Here is an 18,280-nt window from a genome sequence, read left to right on the forward strand (position 1 = left end):
AGGTGGGATTTAAGGTATGCCTGTGACGGGTGTAGCTCAAAATTACAACCTTTTTCAGAACTTTAATACTTTTATGACAATTTTTATAAACCATTTTTGCGACATTTGCATTTAAGAGGTTGTTATTTAAACAGCATCTTAAATCCGGAATCTTCACTGTCAACAGCATAAAATGAAAAAAAGTCTTCTATATACGCGCACCGGCGATGCCGGAATGACCTCGCTGGTCGGTGGCAAGCGAGTGGCCAAAAACTCGCCCCGCGTAAATGCCTACGGCACTCTTGACGAGCTGAACGCCCACATCGGTCTTGTCCAGGCCCACTGCGCGCAGCTCGACAACTTCGTCACCGCCACTCTTCTGAGCATCAACAACACGCTCTTCAATCTGGGAGCCTATCTGGCCACACCTCCGGCACCCGCCCCTGCCGATGACAGCGAGCTGCCGCAGTCGCTTAGGGTGATCCCCGACCGCATTGCCGAACTCGAACAGCAGATCGACACTCTCGATGGCTCAGTGCCCGAACAGCGCACTTTCATTCTGCCGGGCGGAAGCATCGGGGCTGCCCATGCCCATGTGGCCCGCACTGTGTGTCGCCGCGCCGAACGCGAGATACTCAATCTTGCCGACACAGGCGAGACCGTGGCACCGATTGTGCTCACCTACATAAACCGTCTGAGCGACTATCTCTTCATCCTCGCCCGCTACATCAACCACTTCACCGGCACCCCTGACATCCCCTGGCAGCAGTCATGATCAGCGCCGGGGATAGCTTTTTTCTTTGCAGAATTTGATCTCGTTCCAACTATTCTTCTTAACTTTGCACCATAAATTTCGGTGATCCTTATGCCGGACAGAGGTCCGGACAGGATTGAAAAGGGAACCGGGTGAGAATCCCGGACAGACCCGCTACTGTAAGTCCGCCACAAGGCCATGAGCCTGTGGCAGCAGCTTCACGGCAACTTTTTTTTACGGTCACTGCAAAAGCCCACTCAGGGCTGCGGGAAGGCCGCCGCGAAAGCCGGATAAGTCAGGAAACCTGCCGAAATTGACATCCTGATTGCAGCTTTCGTGGACTAAAGCCGGCATCACTGATTCTGATCTCATCCGCACCTCCCCCCGGCCGGGCCTATCCGGCCGGATGCGCTTTTTCCTCGTTTCCATAGCCCTCCGGGCCGGAAATGCGGTCCGGGCGCATTGCGGACGGTTTATGAATAGCCGTCACCCCGACTGTCTGACATTCAGGCGTCTGAGTGACTTCTTTTTATTTTAACCAATCATAAACCGAATGAAGATCAAATCTTTACTTCCTCTGACCACACTCTTAGGACTGATGTGGACAGCCGGAGTTTCGGCCACAGAAGTGACCGTAACGCTCAACACCATCAGCAAATCAATGACCGTGGTCCCTGCAGCCGGAGGCGAGACCGTAAACATCGGCGAGCCTTCAGCGGATTCAAACCCTGTCTACACCTTCAACTGCGATCCGGGCGACTACGTAATGAACCTCTTCGATGCCAAAGGTACTCCGACAGGCTCTATCACTGTCTCCGTCTCAGGCGAAACCGACAATGTAAGGCTCTACAACATTTCGCTTTACGCTACAAACAAGACCGACGGCATCGAATGGCAGCTCGGCAAAGACTATGACGTTCCCTTTGACCGGATCAACGTATCCTCCCAGAAAGGCGAAAACCATCCGGTGACTCCTGTGGTCTATGCCAACAGCACCCGCAAGGTGGCGACTATCTCTTCATCCTCGCCCGCTACATCAACCACTTCACCGGCACCCCTGACATCCCCTGGCAGCAGTCATGATCAGCGCCGGGGATAGCTTTTTTCTTTGCAGAATTTGATCTCGTTCCAACTATTCTTCTTAACTTTGCACCATAAATTTCGGTGATCCTTATGCCGGACAGAGGTCCGGACAGGATTGAAAAGGGAACCGGGTGAGAATCCCGGACAGACCCGCTACTGTAAGTCCGCCACAAGGCCATGAGCCTGTGGCAGCAGCTTCACGGCAACTTTTTTTTACGGTCACTGCAAAAGCCCACTCAGGGCTGCGGGAAGGCCGCCGCGAAAGCCGGATAAGTCAGGAAACCTGCCGAAATTGACATCCTGATTGCAGCTTTCGTGGACTAAAGCCGGCATCACTGATTCTGATCTCATCCGCACCTCCCCCCGGCCGGGCCTATCCGGCCGGATGCGCTTTTTCCTCGTTTCCATAGCCCTCCGGGCCGGAAATGCGGTCCGGGCGCATTGCGGACGGTTTATGAATAGCCGTCACCCCGACTGTCTGACATTCAGGCGTCTGAGTGACTTCTTTTTATTTTAACCAATCATAAACCGAATGAAGATCAAATCTTTACTTCCTCTGACCACACTCTTAGGACTGATGTGGACAGCCGGAGTTTCGGCCACAGAAGTGACCGTAACGCTCAACACCATCAGCAAATCAATGACCGTGGTCCCTGCAGCCGGAGGCGAGACCGTAAACATCGGCGAGCCTTCAGCGGATTCAAACCCTGTCTACACCTTCAACTGCGATCCGGGCGACTACGTAATGAACCTCTTCGATGCCAAAGGTACTCCGACAGGCTCTATCACTGTCTCCGTCTCAGGCGAAACCGACAATGTAAGGCTCTACAACATTTCGCTTTACGCTACAAACAAGACCGACGGCATCGAATGGCAGCTCGGCAAAGACTATGACGTTCCCTTTGACCGGATCAACGTATCCTCCCAGAAAGGCGAAAACCATCCGGTGACTCCTGTGGTCTATGCCAACAGCACCCGCAAGGTGATTACCTTTCCGGTTAAAATCGGCGATTCATTTACCGCCACCCTCTTCCCTTCAGGAGACTATGCCGAAGACTATGCCGAGGTCACAATAACACGGACCGTAACATTCGATGTCTCCGCGTCATGCACTTTCGAGCCCTATGTCACTTTCTCTCTGACCGCGCCAAAGGATGCCGAAGTCAAAGTGGCTCAGAAGATCGGATCGCGCCACTACGTGCCTTTCACCTACTACGATCCGGCAACGGCTGTCGAATCAGGCAACGACATGGTCTATACCTATCGTCTGCCCAAGAGCTCCAACTACAACTACCGCGTGTCACGTCCGGGCAGCATCACCAATGCCGGTATCTTTGACCCGTCAAAAGGCGACATCACTATCACAGACGCCCAACTCAACGCCTATCCGTCAGACTATTATAATCATGACGTGGCAGCCAACAGCGGCTACAACTATGCCGACATATATCTCAACATCAATCCGCAGGGGCATCTCCACATGCAGCCTGACAGCAAGTTCCACATCGTCAACCTGCGCACCTGGCAGCTGACCAACACCGTTACAGCCAACTATTTTATCGAACCCGACTATCACTACACCGTGCTCGGCACTGACTTCAAGCCCGACAATTCGGTGATCGACATCACGACTGAAGGCCTCATCACCGCAAAGAAGCAAGGCACCGCAATTGTGCAGGTACGCTATGACGCCATGTCGGTCGATGTAGCCGGAGGCAATCTCTGGAGCTCGATCTGGGCTGAGAATGTCGGCACCTTCGTGGTCACTGTCGGCGACAAGGCCGAAGGAATCAGAAGCAACATGAAGCTTCCCTACACTCATGAAAACCGCACCGGCGAGATTGATGCCGAACATGATGTCTTCTACTACATGAAGGGTGAAGACGGTTTCGACTACACCTTCACCCCTGAAGGCGTGACTTCCGTGAGCGTGGCCACTCCGCTTGTCGACCTTGAGAAAAACACCCTGTCATATCCCAATGGGTTCTCGACCGAAAAAGTCAGCAAAAACGCCGACGGCTCATATACCGTCCGGCTGGCATTCGGACGCAACATCGTCTGTCTGACTGACGCCGCAGGCAACAGCGTCTACCAGGTAATGTCGGCAAAACCGGCCTCCTACAGTGTGTCCAAGGCCAAAGATGTCCGTAATGACAGCTACAACCTGCCCGGCGACGTCCTTGAGGTAAACTTCAGCGGCCTCTACCACAATGCCGGAAAACTGGCCGCAATCTACAACCAGGGTTGCTCGCCTCTCTATTCATCCATCCCTGAAGGCTATGACAGCAACAGCGTCAAAGGCTCAGGCGGCCAATACAATTTCCCCGTTCAGCAGAAAGTGACCGTAACACTCAAAAACGACCAGCAGCCCATCGATTTCGACCTCAGCGGCGGATGCCTGACCTTCGGCGGTTTCGGCGACAAGCTCGGCGGTCACCGCGACATAGACTATTTCACAGGCCGCAATCCCAACTTCACGGCTGCGTCTCAGTATCAGCTTTCCGGCGTTATTCCTGACGTATCGTTCAGAACCGATGCCTTTGCTGACGGCATGGAACTCTCCATGAGCCTCGAATTCGGCAAAAGTGCCACTCCCGTCTCACTCGCCGCCTGCAAACTGTTCCTCGGCGAAGACATGACCGTCACAAGCTCTGACAAATCAATCGCCACCGTCGACAAGAACGGCAAAGTGACAGCCGTAGCTGACGGAAACGCCGTAATCACCTATGCCAATGCCGACGGCACAAAGAGATTCACCTGCTCTGTCGAGGTGTGGAGCATAAAAGTGGAAGGCATTGCCTTCAAAGACGAGGTTGTAGAAGCCATTGCATCCACAAAGGGAACCCGCATCATCTCGACAGCCCTGATATGGACCCCGGCCAAACCCTCAAACCAGAATGTGACCTATGAACTCTCCAATCCTGATGTGGTCAGTCTTAAGAACAACCGCTTATACACAATAGCCGGCAAGGCAGGAGAAACAGATGTCACAGTAACCACTGCTGACGGCGGCTATAAAGCCACATGCCATGTCATAGTCCGTATGGCTCTCGAAAAACTTGCCTTTGAAGAATCAGCCGAAGAACTGACCGAGGGTGAAAGCCTTTCTCTTAAACCGGTCTACACTCCTGAAAACACTGATTTCAAGGAACTCATCTGGGTTTCCACCAACCCTGAGATTGCAAGCGTTGATGAAAACGGCCTCGTCACTGCGCTTAAGGAAGGAACCGCGTCCATAAAAGCTACCTCAACCAAATATTCCTACATCAGCGCCACCCGCAATGTGACCGTCAAAGCGAAAGACCAGTCCGGAATCGAATCCGTCGGCATAGTCGGAGTGAAGGCCTATCCCAATCCGTTCACCGACTATATCATGGTGCAGACACCGGTTGCCACAAGCGCGTCAGTCTATAGCCTGCAGGGATCGCTGCTGATCAGCGCATCTCTGGAAGCCGGTCAGAACCGCATTGACACCTCGGCCCTCCCCTCCGGACTCTATCTTGTCCGCATCGGCTCTGAAACCGTCAAGATGATCCGCAAGTAACAAGTGAGAGGTCGTTAAAAGCACGACCCTCTAAGCACACTCGGCCATACCGAGTATTACGCCAAAGGGCGCTGCCATGAGCGAAAAATCTCGCCATGACAGCGCCCTTATCAACACCTCCCCCGGATCTGCCAGCCCCCGAAATCCTGGAAAAACGGCAAAAATCGCCCGAAAAACCTTGGAAAAACGGCAAAAACAAGCAAAATCACCTTGGAAAAACGGCAAAAATCGCCCGAAAAGCCTTGGAAAAACGGCAAAAACAAATTATTTTTGCAAAAAAGCAGATTCAGCATGGCACTATTCCGACACCTAAACAGCTATTTAAAAGATTTTTATGCATCGCAAAAGACTGCATTGCTACTCTCCGGAGCCAGACAGACAGGAAAAACATATGCAATCCGTCAGTTAGGCAAGCAGTACAAGTCTTTTGTCGAGATAAATTTCATCGAAAAACCGGAAGCTATACAGCTTTTCAAAGATGCAAGTTCTGTAGATGATATATTGCTCAGAATTTCAGCCATCAGCCAACAGCCTCTTTATAAAGGGGAGACTCTGATTTTTTTTGACGAGGTACAGTGCTGCGAGAACATTGTGACCGCCATAAAGTTTCTTGTCGATGAAGGGAGCTACAGATACGCTCTTAGCGGATCACTGCTCGGAGTGGAACTATCAGAAATACGTTCAGTTCCGGTAGGATATTTAAGTATCAAGGAGACATATCCGCTGGATTTTGAAGAATTCATACTGAACTTAGGCGTCGCACAGTGCATAATTGACAGCGTAAGAGAATGCTGGACCGATTGCAGGCCTGTCGACCCGGTGATTCATGAGAAACTGCTCGAATTATACCGCCTTTATACTATAATCGGAGGTATGCCGGCAGCTGTGGAACAATACGTGACCACAAACAATCTCAATATTGTCAGCCGGACTCAATCAGACATTGTTGCCCTTTACCGCAAAGATATCTCGCAATATGCAGAGAAAGACAAGCTCAAGATTAAGGAAATTTTTGATCTCATCCCGTCTGAACTTGACGCTAAAAACAAGCGCTTCATTTTTAAACGGCTTAACGAACACGCAAAGTTTGACAGATTTCAGAACGACTTTCTATGGCTTAAAAATGCAGGCGTAGCGATTCCGGTCTACAATGTCGAGGAACCTAAGATGCCGCTGAAACTGGCTGTCACACGCAATCTGTTCAAACTGTTTTCAAATGATGTGGGTCTGCTGACGGCCCAGTATGCCGATGGCATTCAAACCAAAATTCTGTCGGGAGATCTGACAATCAATTTCGGTGCGATATACGAAAATGTTGTGGCCCAGGAATTATTGAGCCATGACTATCAGCCGTATTACTATAACAATAAGCGGATGGGCGAGCTGGATTTTGTGATCTCAGACCTCAACGGAGTTGTGCCGATTGAAGTGAAATCAGGCAAAGACTACGAAAGACACAATGCTCTCAGCAATGTATTGGCTTGCAAGGACTACGATATAGAGAAAGCCTATGTCTTGTGCAATGGAAATATCCGCCGCAGCGGACCTGTGATCTATGCGCCTGTCTATATGACCATGTTTATCCGTCGGCAGACTGACTGCGGAGGTGTTTTCCAGGTGGATCTGAGCGGACTGGTTTAGGAGGTCGGAAATTGGGGAGGGACACCCGGTTTCCTTTTTCTCTTTCACTGCATATCAGGGCTCTTTCATTTAAGCACAGAATAACGACAAAAATCACTTTAAAAAGAGAGAATGAAGATTTTGGGGTAGTGCTGTCCGTTAAGGCCGTTCATTTCTGTATCTACATTATGGTTAAGGAGAGCAAAAAACAGGTCCTTGTCATCGGGAAAGATCATATCGGCAAACGATGATTTTTCCGGCCAATAACGACGTTCGATTTTTTGGGATTCTACGCGCAGAATTTCGGCTTTCTGTTTAAGGATCTCCTTTTCCGGTTCTCCATCGGCAGGAATGTTTTCAAATCTCTTGAAAGCCTCTATATTGCCGGTCCTTTTCACTGCTTCGGCTATGATGGATTCACGAATCTGGCTGATATATCCGCTATAAAGCTGCTGATTGGAGACGTTTGCCTTAATAAACGAGATCCTGTCGAGACAACCGGCCAGGAAAGGATATTTCGAAAGGAAGCCATATCTTTCCTTTGAGACATCCTCACAAAGATTCCTGATACAATCGAGAAAAGATCGGCATAAAAGATCCGGCTTGAATATCAATGTATTCAGATCTCGTTCTTTAGCATAAGGCTCCACAGACCGAGAACACAAATGTTTTTCGGCCACATCGACCTCTATATTGTAGTTCCTCAATAGAAGAAGGAGCTTATGGATTTGATTGTATTTCTCCTTACTATGAAAAAAGGCTTCCGGGTGAAGCACTTCAAGATCAATTGTGAGTTTTCGAAAATGCTCCTCGGAAGGATAGTGGGAAGAGAATCGTCCTTTAAGTTTTTCAGTCACGGAAATGATGACCACAAGATTTGTATAGAAATGACGGATATAATCGACCAGCAGGCCAATCTGTCCCTCCTTTGTAATTTTCATCGTGTTCCGTTCCGTGCGTTTTTGCCATACAGCCATAAGCCATGCTATTACCAAAGAGATAAAGGCAATCACGATAGCTAGCCAGTCCCAAAGATCTAAACCTCCGTCACGTGCGAGACGTTCCACATACGAACGAATCACACTGATTGAAGCTGAATCAGAGGCTGAGTGATTCTGAACTTGTAATAAAAGATGAATATAGAGATTCGTCATACTTTATGAGATGTTTGAATAAATGGGAAGAAGTCACCGCAAGGGACGCCAATACTTCGATAAGTGCAAAATTACGTTTTTTCGTAAGAATCCCAATAAAATAAGCTACTTAGTTTTATCCTAAATAGCTAATTGCGTTATTATTGAATAGCAATTTTCTTATATCGAACTCACGTTATGTAGCTACTGATGCACATTATATCGGTTAATTTTGAAGAGCTGCCAATGATGCGGGGGTGGAAAGGGTGATGGGGGAGTGAAGTGTTATAATTGCTTTATTAAGAGATTGTTCAGAGAGTTTGACTTGTTTTTATTCGGCAGTTACGGAGCTTTTTTGTAAATTTGTAGCCAAATTGCCCGCCTTAGGGCCAACAGCATTACTAACAATCTAACCATCACCATATTATGAACGATAAAGAAGTGGTTCTCTCCGGCATACGCGCCACCGGAAACCTTCATCTCGGAAACTATTACGGAGCTTTGAGCAAGTTCGTCAAAATGCAGAACGACTATGACTGCCTGTTCTTCATCGCCGACCTCCACGCCCTGACCACCAATCCGGACCCCGACGCGCTGCATGAGAACGTAAAGAATATCCTTGCCGAATATCTCGCCGCCGGCATCGACCCCGAAAAGGCGACTATCTTCGTGCAGAGCGACGTGCCCGAAATCTCGGAAATGTATCTCCTGCTCAACATGCACGTGGGCATCGGCGAACTCCTGCGCACAGCCTCTTTCAAAGACAAGGCCCGCAAACAGCTCGGACTCGGAGCCGCCGGCGCTGACGACGATATCGAGAAGCAGATCATCGGCTCGGACACCAACAAGCGCGTCAACGCCGGCCTGCTCACCTACCCCACCCTCATGGCCGTCGACATTCTGATACAGAAGGCCCACAAGGTGCCCGTAGGCAAAGACCAGGAACAGCACCTGGAGCTCACACGCCGTTTCGCCCGCAGATTCAACTCGTTCTACGGCGTAGACCTCTTCCCCGAACCCGAAAATTTCAACTTCGGTGACCACGCCGTAAAAGTGCCCGGCCTCGACGGCTCAGGCAAGATGGGCAAGAGCGAAGGCAACTGCGTCTATCTTATCGACGAGGAAAAGGTGCTCCGCAAGAAAGTGATGCGCGCCGTGACCGACGAAGGTCCCAAGGAACCCAACCAGCCCATCTCACAGCCGGTTGAAAATCTGCTCACCCTCATGGAGCTGACCTCCGCTCCGGAAATCGTGCAGAGCTACCGCGATGCATATGCCGACTGCTCGATCCGCTACGGCGACATGAAAAAGCAGCTTGCCGAAGATATACTCAAAGTCACAACCCCCATCCGCGAACGCTATCATGACATCCGCAACGACGAGGCCTACATCTCACGCGTAGTGCGCCAGGGAGCAGAACGCGCCCGCGAACGCGCCGCCAAGACTCTCGAAGAAGTACGTCAGGTGATGGGTATCCGCAAATTCTAATACACAATCCTCCCGGAAATCCTCTTTAGCTCTCCCCTCCTCCACATTATTTTACAAACTTCAAAATGAAGAGATACAACCTCATCAACAACTCGCTCGGCTGGCTCTGCTTTGTGATCGCAGCGGTGACCTACCTGCTCACCATCGAGCCTACAGCAAGTTTCTGGGACTGCCCGGAATTTATCTCGCAAGGCTACAAACTTGAGGTCGGACACCCGCCGGGCAACCCGATCTTCATGCTTGCCGCCCGCTTCTTTGTCAACTTCGCCTTCGGCGATGTCAGCAAGGTAGCCGTAATGGTCAACTCCATGTCGGCTCTGCTCTCGGCAGGCACCATACTGCTGCTGTTCTGGACCATCACCCATCTTGTCAAGCGGCTGACAGTCAAGGATGACGCCACTGAAATCAGCCTCGTGCAAATGATGGTGATCTTTGGATCGGGCATCTGTGGCGCATTAGCCTACACCTGGAGTGACACCTTCTGGTTTTCGGCAGTCGAGGGTGAGGTCTACGCCTTCTCCTCGTTCTGCACCGCCCTGGTGTTCTGGCTCATTCTGAAATGGGAAAACCGCGCCGAACAGCCTCATAGCGACAAATATCTGATACTCATAGCCTACGTGATCGGCATCTCGATCGCCGTCCACCTTCTGAACCTTCTGTGTATCCCCGCCATCGGCCTGGTGATCTACTACCGTCTGTGGAAGAACACCACCGCCAAGGGCTCGCTGATCACTCTGGCCTTCTCGGCCATCGTGGTGGGCCTGATCCTCTACGGCCTCGTGCCTGGCTTCATCGAAGTGTCGCAGTATTTCGAACTCTTCTTCGTCAATGTGATCGGATGCAGCTACAATGTCGGTGTACTGATCTACGCTATCCTCGCCGTCAGCTGTTTCATCTGGGCCATCAGCGAGCTCTACAAGCAGAAGAGCGTGGGCAAGATACGCCTGAGCGTCATTCTCAGTATCTTCTTCTCAGGCATCCCCTTCATCGGCGACAACATGCTGATACCGGTGATCATCATGGCCGGAGTCATAGCATATCTCTTCCTCGCGAAGAAACTTCCGGTGCGCATTCTGAACCTTGTGGTGATGAGCATCTTCGTGATCTTCATAGGCTACTCGTCATATGCCCTGCTGCTCATACGCGCCAGCGCCAACCCGCCTATGAACCAGAACGCACCTGACAACGTCTTCGCCCTCGCCTCCTACCTCAACCGCGAGCAGTATGGCGAACGCCCGCTCTTCTATGGCCAGACCCACCAGTCGCGCGTGGTCTATGACGTTAAAGACAACGGCGAGGTCACACCTATGTATAAAGAAGGCCGTCCGATCTACGCCAAGACTGTCAAGACATCCGAAGACCAGCCGGACCACTATGAGATCACCGGCTACAAGAAAGACTATGTGATGGCTCCTGAGCTGAACATGCTCTTCCCGCGCATCTACAGCGGAGCGCATGCCGCAGCTTACAGCGACTGGATCGGCGGGCTGCACGGCAAACCGGTAGAAGCAACCAAATATATGCGCAACGGACAGCCGCTGCAGACAGAGATGCTCGTGAAACCGACTATGGGCGAAAGCCTCCGCTTCTTCCTGGTCTACCAGCTCAACCATATGTACTGGCGCTACTTCATGTGGAACTTCGCAGGACGCCAGAACGACATCCAGGGCAACGGCGAGGTTAACCACGGCAACTGGATCTCAGGCATCCCCTTCATTGACAATCCGCGCCTCGGCGACCAGAGCCTGCTGCCTTACAGCGACGGCGAGGGCAACAAGGGCCACAACGTCTTCTTCATGCTTCCGCTCATCATGGGCATCATAGGCCTCGGCTGGCAGGCATTCACATCGAAGCGAGGCATAGAGCAGTTCTGGGTGATCTTCTTCCTCTTCTTCATGACGGGTATCGCTATTGTGCTCTATCTGAACCAGACTCCGACCCAGCCGCGCGAACGCGACTACGCATTCGCCGGATCATTCTACGCCTTCGCCATCTGGGTAGGCATGGGTGTGGCCGGCCTGTGGGCGCTTCTCAACGAACTGCTCAAAGACAAGAAAACGGCAGGAACCGGAGCCAAAAAGCAGTTGGGCACCGCGATTTTCGCCTGCTTCGTAGGCCTTGCAGTGCCCTTGCAGATGGTTTCGCAGACCTGGGATGACCATGACCGCTCAGGCCGCTACGTGACACGCGACTTCGGCATGAACTACCTTGACTCCGTTGACGAAAACGGTATCATATTCACCAACGGTGACAACGACACCTTCCCCCTCTGGTATGCCCAGGAAGTAGAAGGCCACCGCACGGACGTGAAAGTGGTCAACCTCTCGTATCTGACCACCGACTGGTATGCCAACCAGGTCAAGCACCCCTCCTACGAGGCTGCCGGAATCGAGACCCTGGCCAAGCCTGAAGACTACGGCTATGACCGCATGAACTTCAACTACTTCTCGGCCGAATGTGACACCACACCGGTCCACATCTTCACCGCCTTGCGCCAGCTCTATGACAAGAAGTCGAGCGAGAACCCTTGGGGCGCCCCGATGATGGACTACAACAACTTCATCATCCCCGTCGACATCCCCGCCGCAGTCAAGGCCGGCCGCATCTCCGAGCATGAGGCAGACATGGCAGACACTGCCATCCAGGCCAACATGACCAATGACCGTGAGGCAATGCGCCACGGCGGTCTGACCCTCAGCCAGGTACTTTCGCTCGACATGCTCGCCACTTCGGTGAAAAACGGATGGAAAAACCCGATCTACTTCGCATCGACCGTGCCTTCGGACTATTATCTGGCCCTCCAGCCCTATATGCGCTCGACAGGTATGGCCTACGAGGTGACACCGGTGCGCAACGATGAAAACAGCGACTATGAGATCTCGGCCGTCAACACCGACAAGGCCTACCGCAACATCACCGAAAAATTCCGCTGGGGAGGTCTGGACAAGGTGACAGATCCGAGCCAGATCTATCTCGACGAGACCGTGCGCAAGATGGTGACCACAACCCGCTCCTACATCATCTCTGCAGCCACCGGCATGATCAACGAGGCCGCAATGGCAGAGAGAGCCGACACTGTGGCCGAGCTTGATGACAAAGCGCGCCAGGGACTCGCCGAGTTCAAGGCCGACCGCTACGCCAAGGCGCTCAATCTGCTGAAGCTCATGGAAGAGAAGCTGCCCGAAGCAGCATCGCCCTACGCCATACAGGTGCCACAGAGAATGGCCCAGATCTATGCCCGCATCGGCATAGCCACCGGCAACAAGGAGGCATCGGGCCGTGCGGTAGAGCTGCTTGAGAACGAGCTCATGCGCTATGGCAAGAACGTGAAGTATTACCAAAGCCTCAACCCCTGGCAATACTCCACACTGCCGCAGACCGACAAGTTCATAGAGACCTATTATATGGTATATCTGCTTCAGGACCTGAGCGATGCCGGCGGTGACACCGAGAAAATGGTAGACCGTCTGACCGATCTTGGTATCAACTTCGACCGAATCGTCTCGATACTTCAGAAGTAACAGAGGCTTATCGGATAAGCTACAAGAAGCTGACAGAGCGCATATGTGGATCGAACAACCGCCATTTTTCTACCGCCTGCTGTTCACAGAGGCCATATGGCGTATATTGCAACGCGGGAAGAAGGTCGTCTATCTGACTTTTGACGACGGCCCGATTCCCGAAGAGACCCCTTGGGTGCTTGATGTGCTTGACCGCTACGGAGTCAAGGCGACGTTTTTCATGGTTGGCGACAACGTGCGCCGATACCCCGAACTTTTCGAGGAAGTGAAACGCCGCGGCCACTCCTACGGCAATCACACCATGCACCACCTGCAGGGGCTTAAGGTCGATGCCAAGACTTTTTTCCGTGACATAACGGAAGCTGACAGGCTTATCGGCTCGATACTCTTCCGGCCGCCCCACGGCATCATATCGCCGCTGCAGACGAGCCTGATCAAGCGCCACTACAATATAATAATGTATGATCTTGTGACGCGCGACTATTCGAAACGTGTAAACGGCGAGGAGGTGCTCGACAATGTCAAGCGCTATGCCCGCAACGGGTCGATAATCGTGTTTCACGATTCAAAGAAAGCGCATGTCAACATGCGCTATGCGCTTCCGCGGGCTATCGAATGGCTCAAGGAACAGGGCTATGAGTTCCTGCCGCTGCCTATGTAAGAACATCATATGACCAAGGCCGAGATCAAAGAGCTTCTTGCCGGAGCCGGGGTGTTTCGCTCGGCTGTGGCTCAGGTGTGTCAGGTCGACGAGGCCTCTGCCGATGATTATCGCGCGTGGATTTCCGAAGGGAAGCACGGTGAGATGGCTTATCTTGAAAAATATGACGATCTGCGCTCCGATCCCCGCCGTCTGCTCGACGGGGCCCGGAGCGTGATTTCATGTGCTTTCAATTATCATTGGGGTAATGGCGGCGCTACCGCTGACAGCTCCGGCGGAGACCTCGACGGCTCCGGAGTGATGCGCCCGCTGCTGTGGGCGGAATATGCCTTGGGCGATGACTACCATGATGAGGTCAGGAAGCGGCTGTCAGAGGTGGCGGAGAAGATCAGCAGCGCTACAGGTGCGGAATGCCGCGTGTGTGTCGACACGGCTCCTCTCAGAGAGCGCTACTGGGCGGTGAAGGCCGGACTCGGTTTCATCGGGCTTAACAATCAGCTGATTCTTCCGGGAGCCGGGTCGCGCTTCTTTCTCGGCGAGATTCTTACCACTCTGCCTCTGGAGCCTGACGAGCCTGCGGCTCCGGGAAGCTGCGAAGGCTGCGGATGCTGCCTGAAAGCCTGTCCGGGCAAGGCTCTGAGCGCGGGGGCCGACGGGAGGGTGACGCTTGATGCCCGCAGGTGTCTGTCGTATCTCACAATAGAATATCGCGGCGAACTGCCGGAGGATGTGCGTCTGGGCCGACATGTGTATGGCTGCGACGAGTGTCAGCGTGTATGCCCGCACAATCGTGTCTCGCCGCTGAGCGAGATCGTGGAGTTCAGGCCCCGAGAGGCTGTGGTCGCTCTGAGCGCGGAGCGGATCGCAGAGATGACGCAGGAGGAGTTTTCAGCGATTTTCCGCCGTTCGGCCATCAAGCGGACCAAGCTTTCAGGGCTGCAGCGCAATGCGTTGAGGATTATTGAAGAGGAGACAAGGCGTCGGTCTCGCGAAGACGACGGTCAGGAGGAGTGAGGGCGAAAGATTCGGGATTGTATTTCGCTCCGAACGAGAGGTAGAATCCGTCAGCAAGGAGCTGACGCGCGAGTTGCGGTCTGCCACGGAAGCCGTGTATGATCCAAGGCTGTGCGGGTTTCCATTTACGGCGGAGTCCGATGATTTCAGGGTAGGTTCTGACGATATGGAGCAGGAGGGGTTTGCACCAGAGTTCACTCAATTCAAAATGCAGGTGAAGCAGGTCGGTCTGGAGACTGATCAGGCTTGCTCTGCCTGCAATGTTGAGGTCCGCGTTGTCAGGATTCTGCCGCAGAGGGTCAAGGCCGCATTCGCCAATGGCTTTGACCTGCGGCTGGGCTACAAGGGCGCGGAGGAGGCGCAGGTCGGCAGGGGCAACGCGAGTGGCGTTCCAGGGGTGGATGCCGACCGAATAGCTGTAGCCGGGGCGCAGAAGAGGTATGGCTTGAAGATCCAGCTGACGCGCAAACGCGCTGCAGGGAGTCCGATGATCTACGGGATCAAGATCGACAAGGGCGTTGCGGCGCAGGATGTGGGTGTGGACATCGAAATTCATAGCCTTTCAGGTTACAGGATCATAGCCTGAGCCTCCCCAGGGATGACAACGGCCAATGCGCTTTATGGCGAGCCAGAGGCCGCGGACGGGGCCATGTCGGGTTATCGCCTCGACAGCATATTGGCTGCATGTGGGCGTGAACCGACAGGCTGCAGGAAACATGGGGGAGATACACAGCTGATAGAAGCGGATCGGCAATATGAGGAGGCGACGGATCAAGGGTCTGATTTCAGGAGTTTGCTGATTCGCCTTGGCCGGCTGAGGCGGCGAGGGCCTGGGAGATGCGTGAGAGGATGCGGACCACTGATTTTTCGACTGTGGCGTAGGTCTGAAGGTCAGAGGCTACGTAGACAAAGGCAATGTCAAGCGGGAGGTCGCGCGGAATGAGGTGGCGGTTCAGCCGGTAGGCTTCGCGGATGCGGCGGCGCATGTAGACTCGTTCCACGGCATGGCGCAGCTTTTTCTTTGGCACTGCGATCAGAAACTGAGGGCATGAGGCCGAGCTGCGGGCTTTGTTGACTGTCCAGACAGCCCTCAGGGGTAGGCCATAACAGACAAGGCAGCGGGATTGCTGCGGTCAAAGAGCTGACCGATTGCAATCTCGCTGCGGAGTTTTTCTATCTTATAAAGCCTGAGGCCGAGCATAAGTGCGAATTGAATTGGAGAGGAGGGGGTTGTTATCCGTTCTTGGCATCCTCTTTCAGGAAGTTGTCAAGCGCTGCGGTCATCGATGGAGCTTTCACCGAGGGAGCTTCGAGGTCGAGGCGCAGACCAGCGTCGCGCACAGCCTGTGCGGTTGTTCCGCCGAAGCATCCGATGCGGATGTCGTTCTGCTCGAATCCGGGGAAGTTCTTAAGCAGGGAGTTGATTCCCGAAGGGCTGAAGAAGAGGAGCATGTCATAGTCGAATTTCTCGTCAGGGCCGAAGTCGTTCGAGACTGTACGGTACATGACTGCTTTTGTGTAGTTGATACCGTTGCTGTCGAGGATGCTTGTGTCTTCCTTGTGTACATCCGAGACGATGTAGAGGAAGCGTTCTTTCTTGTGCTTGATCAGCAATGACATGAGACCGTCGAGCTTGCCGGTCTCGCCGTGGAAGATCTTGCGTTTGCGGTAGACGATGTATTTCTGCAGATATAGAGCTATCGACTCTGTGGTGCAGAAATATTTCATGGTGTCAGGGATGGTGACTCTCATTTCCTCACAGAGGCGGAAGAAATGGTCAATCGCAGTGCGGGCTGTAAAGATAATTGCCGAAAAATCGGTAATTGCTATCTTAGACTGACGAAATTCCTTAGCTGTAAGCCCTTCTACTTTGATAAAAGGCCGGAATACAATTTCAACCCCATACTTTTCTGCTATATCATAGTAGGGAGATTTGTCGGAAGCAGGCTTCGGCTGGGAAACTAATACTTTTTTTACTTTCACTGTCGGATAGTGCTTGTTTAACGTAGGTTAGGACTGCATAGTAGTATTTTGCAGCGAATTGTCTCCATCGGAAGCTTAAACCTCTCAATTTCAAGCTTCCAACTGGCTGAAACGGCCGATACAGCGGAAAATCAGTACCACGGGCACGATTTCGAGCGTGCAAAGATACAAAATAAAATAAAGCAATGAGCCAAAATTATCGTAAAAAAGCCTAAAGCCCTTGAAAATAAATATCAGCCGGGCCATCAGATAGCAGACAATTCCGATTGAGGCCACGGCTGCTGCGCCGCCGGGGTTGAAGAGCACTATGAGGGCCGGGATGGTGAGCAGCAGGCCGAGCAGGGCCTGGGAGGCATTGAAGCCCTTGATCCACTGCCGGGCCGAGAGTTTGTCGGTAAACACATAGCCCACAATGCGGTAGGCACACAGCTGCCAGAGATAGTAGACTCCGGCCACCACAAAAAAAGCGGCTATCTCAGGGAAAGTAGCCAGTGGGGTCGACAGTCCGTGGGAGGTCAGGGCGGCGTTTATTATTATTCCCTCGCAGAGGCAGGTGAGCAACACGATGGAGATCTGGATTCCGGTCTCGCTGAAGGTGCGGACGGTGAATGTGCTGTCTGTGCGGCGCACCGACCAGAGGTCGTAGGAAAAGTTTTTGATGTAGGTGGAGCAGTGGCGCAGATTGAAGGCAAGAATCAGAAACACGGCTATCAGCAGGCAGAGCACTCCGGAGTCATAGCCCGGCAGAAGGGTGCGCGACGCCGGGCGCATGCCGAGTGTGTAGGGGACGGTGCCTATGGTCATTCCGGAAGTCTCCGAGACCGGTGCTTCCCACCGATGGCAGAGCTTCGGGGCAAAGGGCGCTACAGAATCCTGGCTGAATGAAAGCGGGTTCATTTTTCCGACTCTTCTACGTGGTTTCCGATGAGTGAAAGAGCCTCCTCCGGAGTGGCGGCCACCAGCGCGGGAATAAGTCCGTCGCGCATGAAACCGAGTTCGGTCATGCGGCGGAACATATCGAGTAAGGGATCATAATATCCGTCGGTATTCACTATTATGACCGGCCCTGTAAACAGTCCGAGCTGATGCCAAGTCATGATCTCGGCGAGTTCGTCGAGGGTGCCAATGCCGCCGGGAAGGGCTATTGCCGCGCATGACATGGAGGCCATTGTCATCTTGCGCGAGTGCATCGAGTCGGTCACTATGCAGCACGAGAGCCGCGGATGGTTCCAGCGCTTCCGCATCATGAATTCCGGGAGAACGCCAACGGCCTCTCCCCCGGCTTCAACGGCACCTTCAATAGCTGCCGCCATCATGCCGCCGGCACCTCCGCCGCAAACCAGCGGCCGTCCCGACGAGGCTATCAGGCCACCCGTCTGACGGGCCACCTGCAGATATTTCTGATCAATTTCTGATGATGAGGCGCAGTAGACAACCACGCCATTGCGTTCGGATTTGGAATTCATGAGTGCAAAATTAGCAAGATTCTTCAAGAGAAAC

16 protein-coding genes and 2 riboswitches are annotated in these 18,280 nt (G+C 52.9%); of the genes, 9 read left to right on the forward strand and 7 right to left on the reverse strand.

Annotation, left to right across the window (positions count from 1 at the left end; translation table 11 throughout):
* Window positions 1–172: 172 nt before the first annotated feature.
* The 5 genes from E7745_RS02600 to E7745_RS02620 all read left to right on the forward strand — a co-directional run bounded on the left by E7745_RS02600 (window position 173) and on the right by E7745_RS02620 (window position 7,001).
* The gene (locus E7745_RS02600; RefSeq protein ID WP_136408240.1) at window positions 173–754 is read left to right on the forward strand and encodes a cob(I)yrinic acid a,c-diamide adenosyltransferase; all 582 of its coding nucleotides are present in this window, start codon (window positions 173–175) and stop codon (window positions 752–754) included.
* A 62-nt stretch (window positions 755–816) separates the two neighbouring features.
* Window positions 817–1,060, forward strand: a riboswitch (cobalamin riboswitch).
* A gap of 226 nt (window positions 1,061–1,286) precedes the next feature.
* A complete protein-coding gene (locus E7745_RS02605) occupies window positions 1,287–1,832 on the forward strand; it encodes a hypothetical protein (RefSeq protein ID WP_136408241.1) in 546 nt (181 codons plus the stop codon).
* 46 nt (window positions 1,833–1,878) lie between these two features.
* Window positions 1,879–2,122, forward strand: a riboswitch (cobalamin riboswitch).
* A gap of 226 nt (window positions 2,123–2,348) precedes the next feature.
* A complete protein-coding gene (locus E7745_RS02610) occupies window positions 2,349–5,360 on the forward strand; it encodes an Ig-like domain-containing protein (RefSeq protein WP_136408242.1) in 3,012 nt (1,003 codons plus the stop codon).
* Between the two features lie 76 nt (window positions 5,361–5,436).
* Entirely contained in the window at window positions 5,437–5,673 is a 237-nt protein-coding gene (locus E7745_RS02615; RefSeq protein ID WP_136408243.1) for a hypothetical protein, read from the forward strand.
* On the forward strand, window positions 5,652–7,001 hold the full coding sequence (locus E7745_RS02620) for an ATP-binding protein (RefSeq protein ID WP_136408244.1): 1,350 nt from the start codon (window positions 5,652–5,654) through the stop codon (window positions 6,999–7,001). Before E7745_RS02615 ends, E7745_RS02620 begins: the two co-directional genes overlap by 22 nt.
* Window positions 7,002–7,099: 98 nt before the next feature.
* Here the strand turns inward: E7745_RS02620 and E7745_RS02625 are convergent, their stop codons facing one another.
* Window positions 7,100–8,134: a hypothetical protein gene (locus E7745_RS02625; RefSeq protein ID WP_107032778.1), complete on the reverse strand. Its 1,035-nt coding sequence runs from the start codon at window positions 8,132–8,134 to the stop codon at window positions 7,100–7,102.
* 405 nt (window positions 8,135–8,539) lie between these two features.
* Between E7745_RS02625 and trpS the strand changes: the two genes are divergently transcribed.
* The 4 genes from trpS to queG all read left to right on the forward strand — a co-directional run bounded on the left by trpS (window position 8,540) and on the right by queG (window position 14,797).
* Complete coding sequence (gene trpS / locus E7745_RS02630; protein ID WP_136408245.1) at window positions 8,540–9,601, forward strand: tryptophan--tRNA ligase; 1,062 nt, start codon at window positions 8,540–8,542, stop codon at window positions 9,599–9,601.
* 65 nt (window positions 9,602–9,666) lie between these two features.
* On the forward strand, window positions 9,667–13,122 hold the full coding sequence (locus tag E7745_RS02635; protein ID WP_136408246.1) for a DUF2723 domain-containing protein: 3,456 nt from the start codon (window positions 9,667–9,669) through the stop codon (window positions 13,120–13,122).
* A 43-nt stretch (window positions 13,123–13,165) separates the two neighbouring features.
* Window positions 13,166–13,783, forward strand: coding sequence for a polysaccharide deacetylase family protein (locus E7745_RS02640; RefSeq protein ID WP_136408247.1), 618 nt, complete (start codon window positions 13,166–13,168; stop codon window positions 13,781–13,783).
* Between the two features lie 9 nt (window positions 13,784–13,792).
* Complete coding sequence (queG, locus tag E7745_RS02645; RefSeq protein WP_136408248.1) at window positions 13,793–14,797, forward strand: tRNA epoxyqueuosine(34) reductase QueG; 1,005 nt, start codon at window positions 13,793–13,795, stop codon at window positions 14,795–14,797.
* Here queG and E7745_RS02650 read toward each other — a convergent pair.
* The 6 genes from E7745_RS02650 to E7745_RS02675 form a co-directional block, all read right to left on the reverse strand.
* The gene (locus E7745_RS02650; RefSeq protein ID WP_136408249.1) at window positions 14,742–15,353 is read right to left on the reverse strand and encodes a TatD family hydrolase; all 612 of its coding nucleotides are present in this window, start codon (window positions 15,351–15,353) and stop codon (window positions 14,742–14,744) included. The two genes, queG and E7745_RS02650, sit on opposite strands and share 56 nt — an antisense overlap.
* A 6-nt stretch (window positions 15,354–15,359) precedes the next feature.
* Complete coding sequence (gene yidD / locus E7745_RS02655; protein WP_205746920.1) at window positions 15,360–15,581, reverse strand: membrane protein insertion efficiency factor YidD; 222 nt, start codon at window positions 15,579–15,581, stop codon at window positions 15,360–15,362.
* 1 nt (window position 15,582) lies between these two features.
* Entirely contained in the window at window positions 15,583–15,891 is a 309-nt protein-coding gene (locus E7745_RS02660) for a ribonuclease P protein component (protein ID WP_136408251.1), read from the reverse strand.
* A gap of 139 nt (window positions 15,892–16,030) precedes the next feature.
* Window positions 16,031–16,780 carry a uroporphyrinogen-III synthase gene (locus E7745_RS02665; protein WP_107032786.1) on the reverse strand — a complete coding sequence of 250 codons (750 nt, stop codon included), beginning with the start codon at window positions 16,778–16,780 and terminating at the stop codon, window positions 16,031–16,033.
* A gap of 90 nt (window positions 16,781–16,870) precedes the next feature.
* Window positions 16,871–17,677, reverse strand: coding sequence for a DUF4271 domain-containing protein (locus tag E7745_RS02670; RefSeq protein ID WP_136408252.1), 807 nt, complete (start codon window positions 17,675–17,677; stop codon window positions 16,871–16,873).
* A complete protein-coding gene (locus E7745_RS02675; RefSeq protein WP_136408253.1) occupies window positions 17,674–18,246 on the reverse strand; it encodes a TIGR00730 family Rossman fold protein in 573 nt (190 codons plus the stop codon). Before E7745_RS02675 ends, E7745_RS02670 begins: the two co-directional genes overlap by 4 nt.
* Window positions 18,247–18,280 lie beyond the last annotated feature (34 nt).

The sequence above is a fragment of the Duncaniella sp. C9 genome (assembly GCF_004803935.1).
Lineage (GTDB): Bacteria > Bacteroidota > Bacteroidia > Bacteroidales > Muribaculaceae > Duncaniella > Duncaniella muris.

What these genes read in the sequence shown, in the direction of transcription:
- E7745_RS02600 (WP_136408240.1), top strand. Translation starts at nt 173, where the DNA reads ATGAAAAAAAGTCTTCTATATACGCGCACCGGCGATGCCGGAATGACC.
- E7745_RS02605 (WP_136408241.1), top strand. Translation starts at nt 1,287, where the DNA reads ATGAAGATCAAATCTTTACTTCCTCTGACCACACTCTTAGGACTGATG.
- E7745_RS02610 (WP_136408242.1), top strand. Translation starts at nt 2,349, where the DNA reads ATGAAGATCAAATCTTTACTTCCTCTGACCACACTCTTAGGACTGATG.
- E7745_RS02615 (WP_136408243.1), top strand. Translation starts at nt 5,437, where the DNA reads ATGAGCGAAAAATCTCGCCATGACAGCGCCCTTATCAACACCTCCCCC.
- E7745_RS02620 (WP_136408244.1), top strand. Translation starts at nt 5,652, where the DNA reads ATGGCACTATTCCGACACCTAAACAGCTATTTAAAAGATTTTTATGCA.
- E7745_RS02625 (WP_107032778.1), bottom strand. Translation starts at nt 8,134, where the DNA reads ATGACGAATCTCTATATTCATCTTTTATTACAAGTTCAGAATCACTCA.
- trpS (WP_136408245.1), top strand. Translation starts at nt 8,540, where the DNA reads ATGAACGATAAAGAAGTGGTTCTCTCCGGCATACGCGCCACCGGAAAC.
- E7745_RS02635 (WP_136408246.1), top strand. Translation starts at nt 9,667, where the DNA reads ATGAAGAGATACAACCTCATCAACAACTCGCTCGGCTGGCTCTGCTTT.
- E7745_RS02640 (WP_136408247.1), top strand. Translation starts at nt 13,166, where the DNA reads ATGTGGATCGAACAACCGCCATTTTTCTACCGCCTGCTGTTCACAGAG.
- queG (WP_136408248.1), top strand. Translation starts at nt 13,793, where the DNA reads ATGACCAAGGCCGAGATCAAAGAGCTTCTTGCCGGAGCCGGGGTGTTT.
- E7745_RS02650 (WP_136408249.1), bottom strand. Translation starts at nt 15,353, where the DNA reads ATGAATTTCGATGTCCACACCCACATCCTGCGCCGCAACGCCCTTGTC.
- E7745_RS02670 (WP_136408252.1), bottom strand. Translation starts at nt 17,677, where the DNA reads ATGAACCCGCTTTCATTCAGCCAGGATTCTGTAGCGCCCTTTGCCCCG.
- E7745_RS02675 (WP_136408253.1), bottom strand. Translation starts at nt 18,246, where the DNA reads ATGAATTCCAAATCCGAACGCAATGGCGTGGTTGTCTACTGCGCCTCA.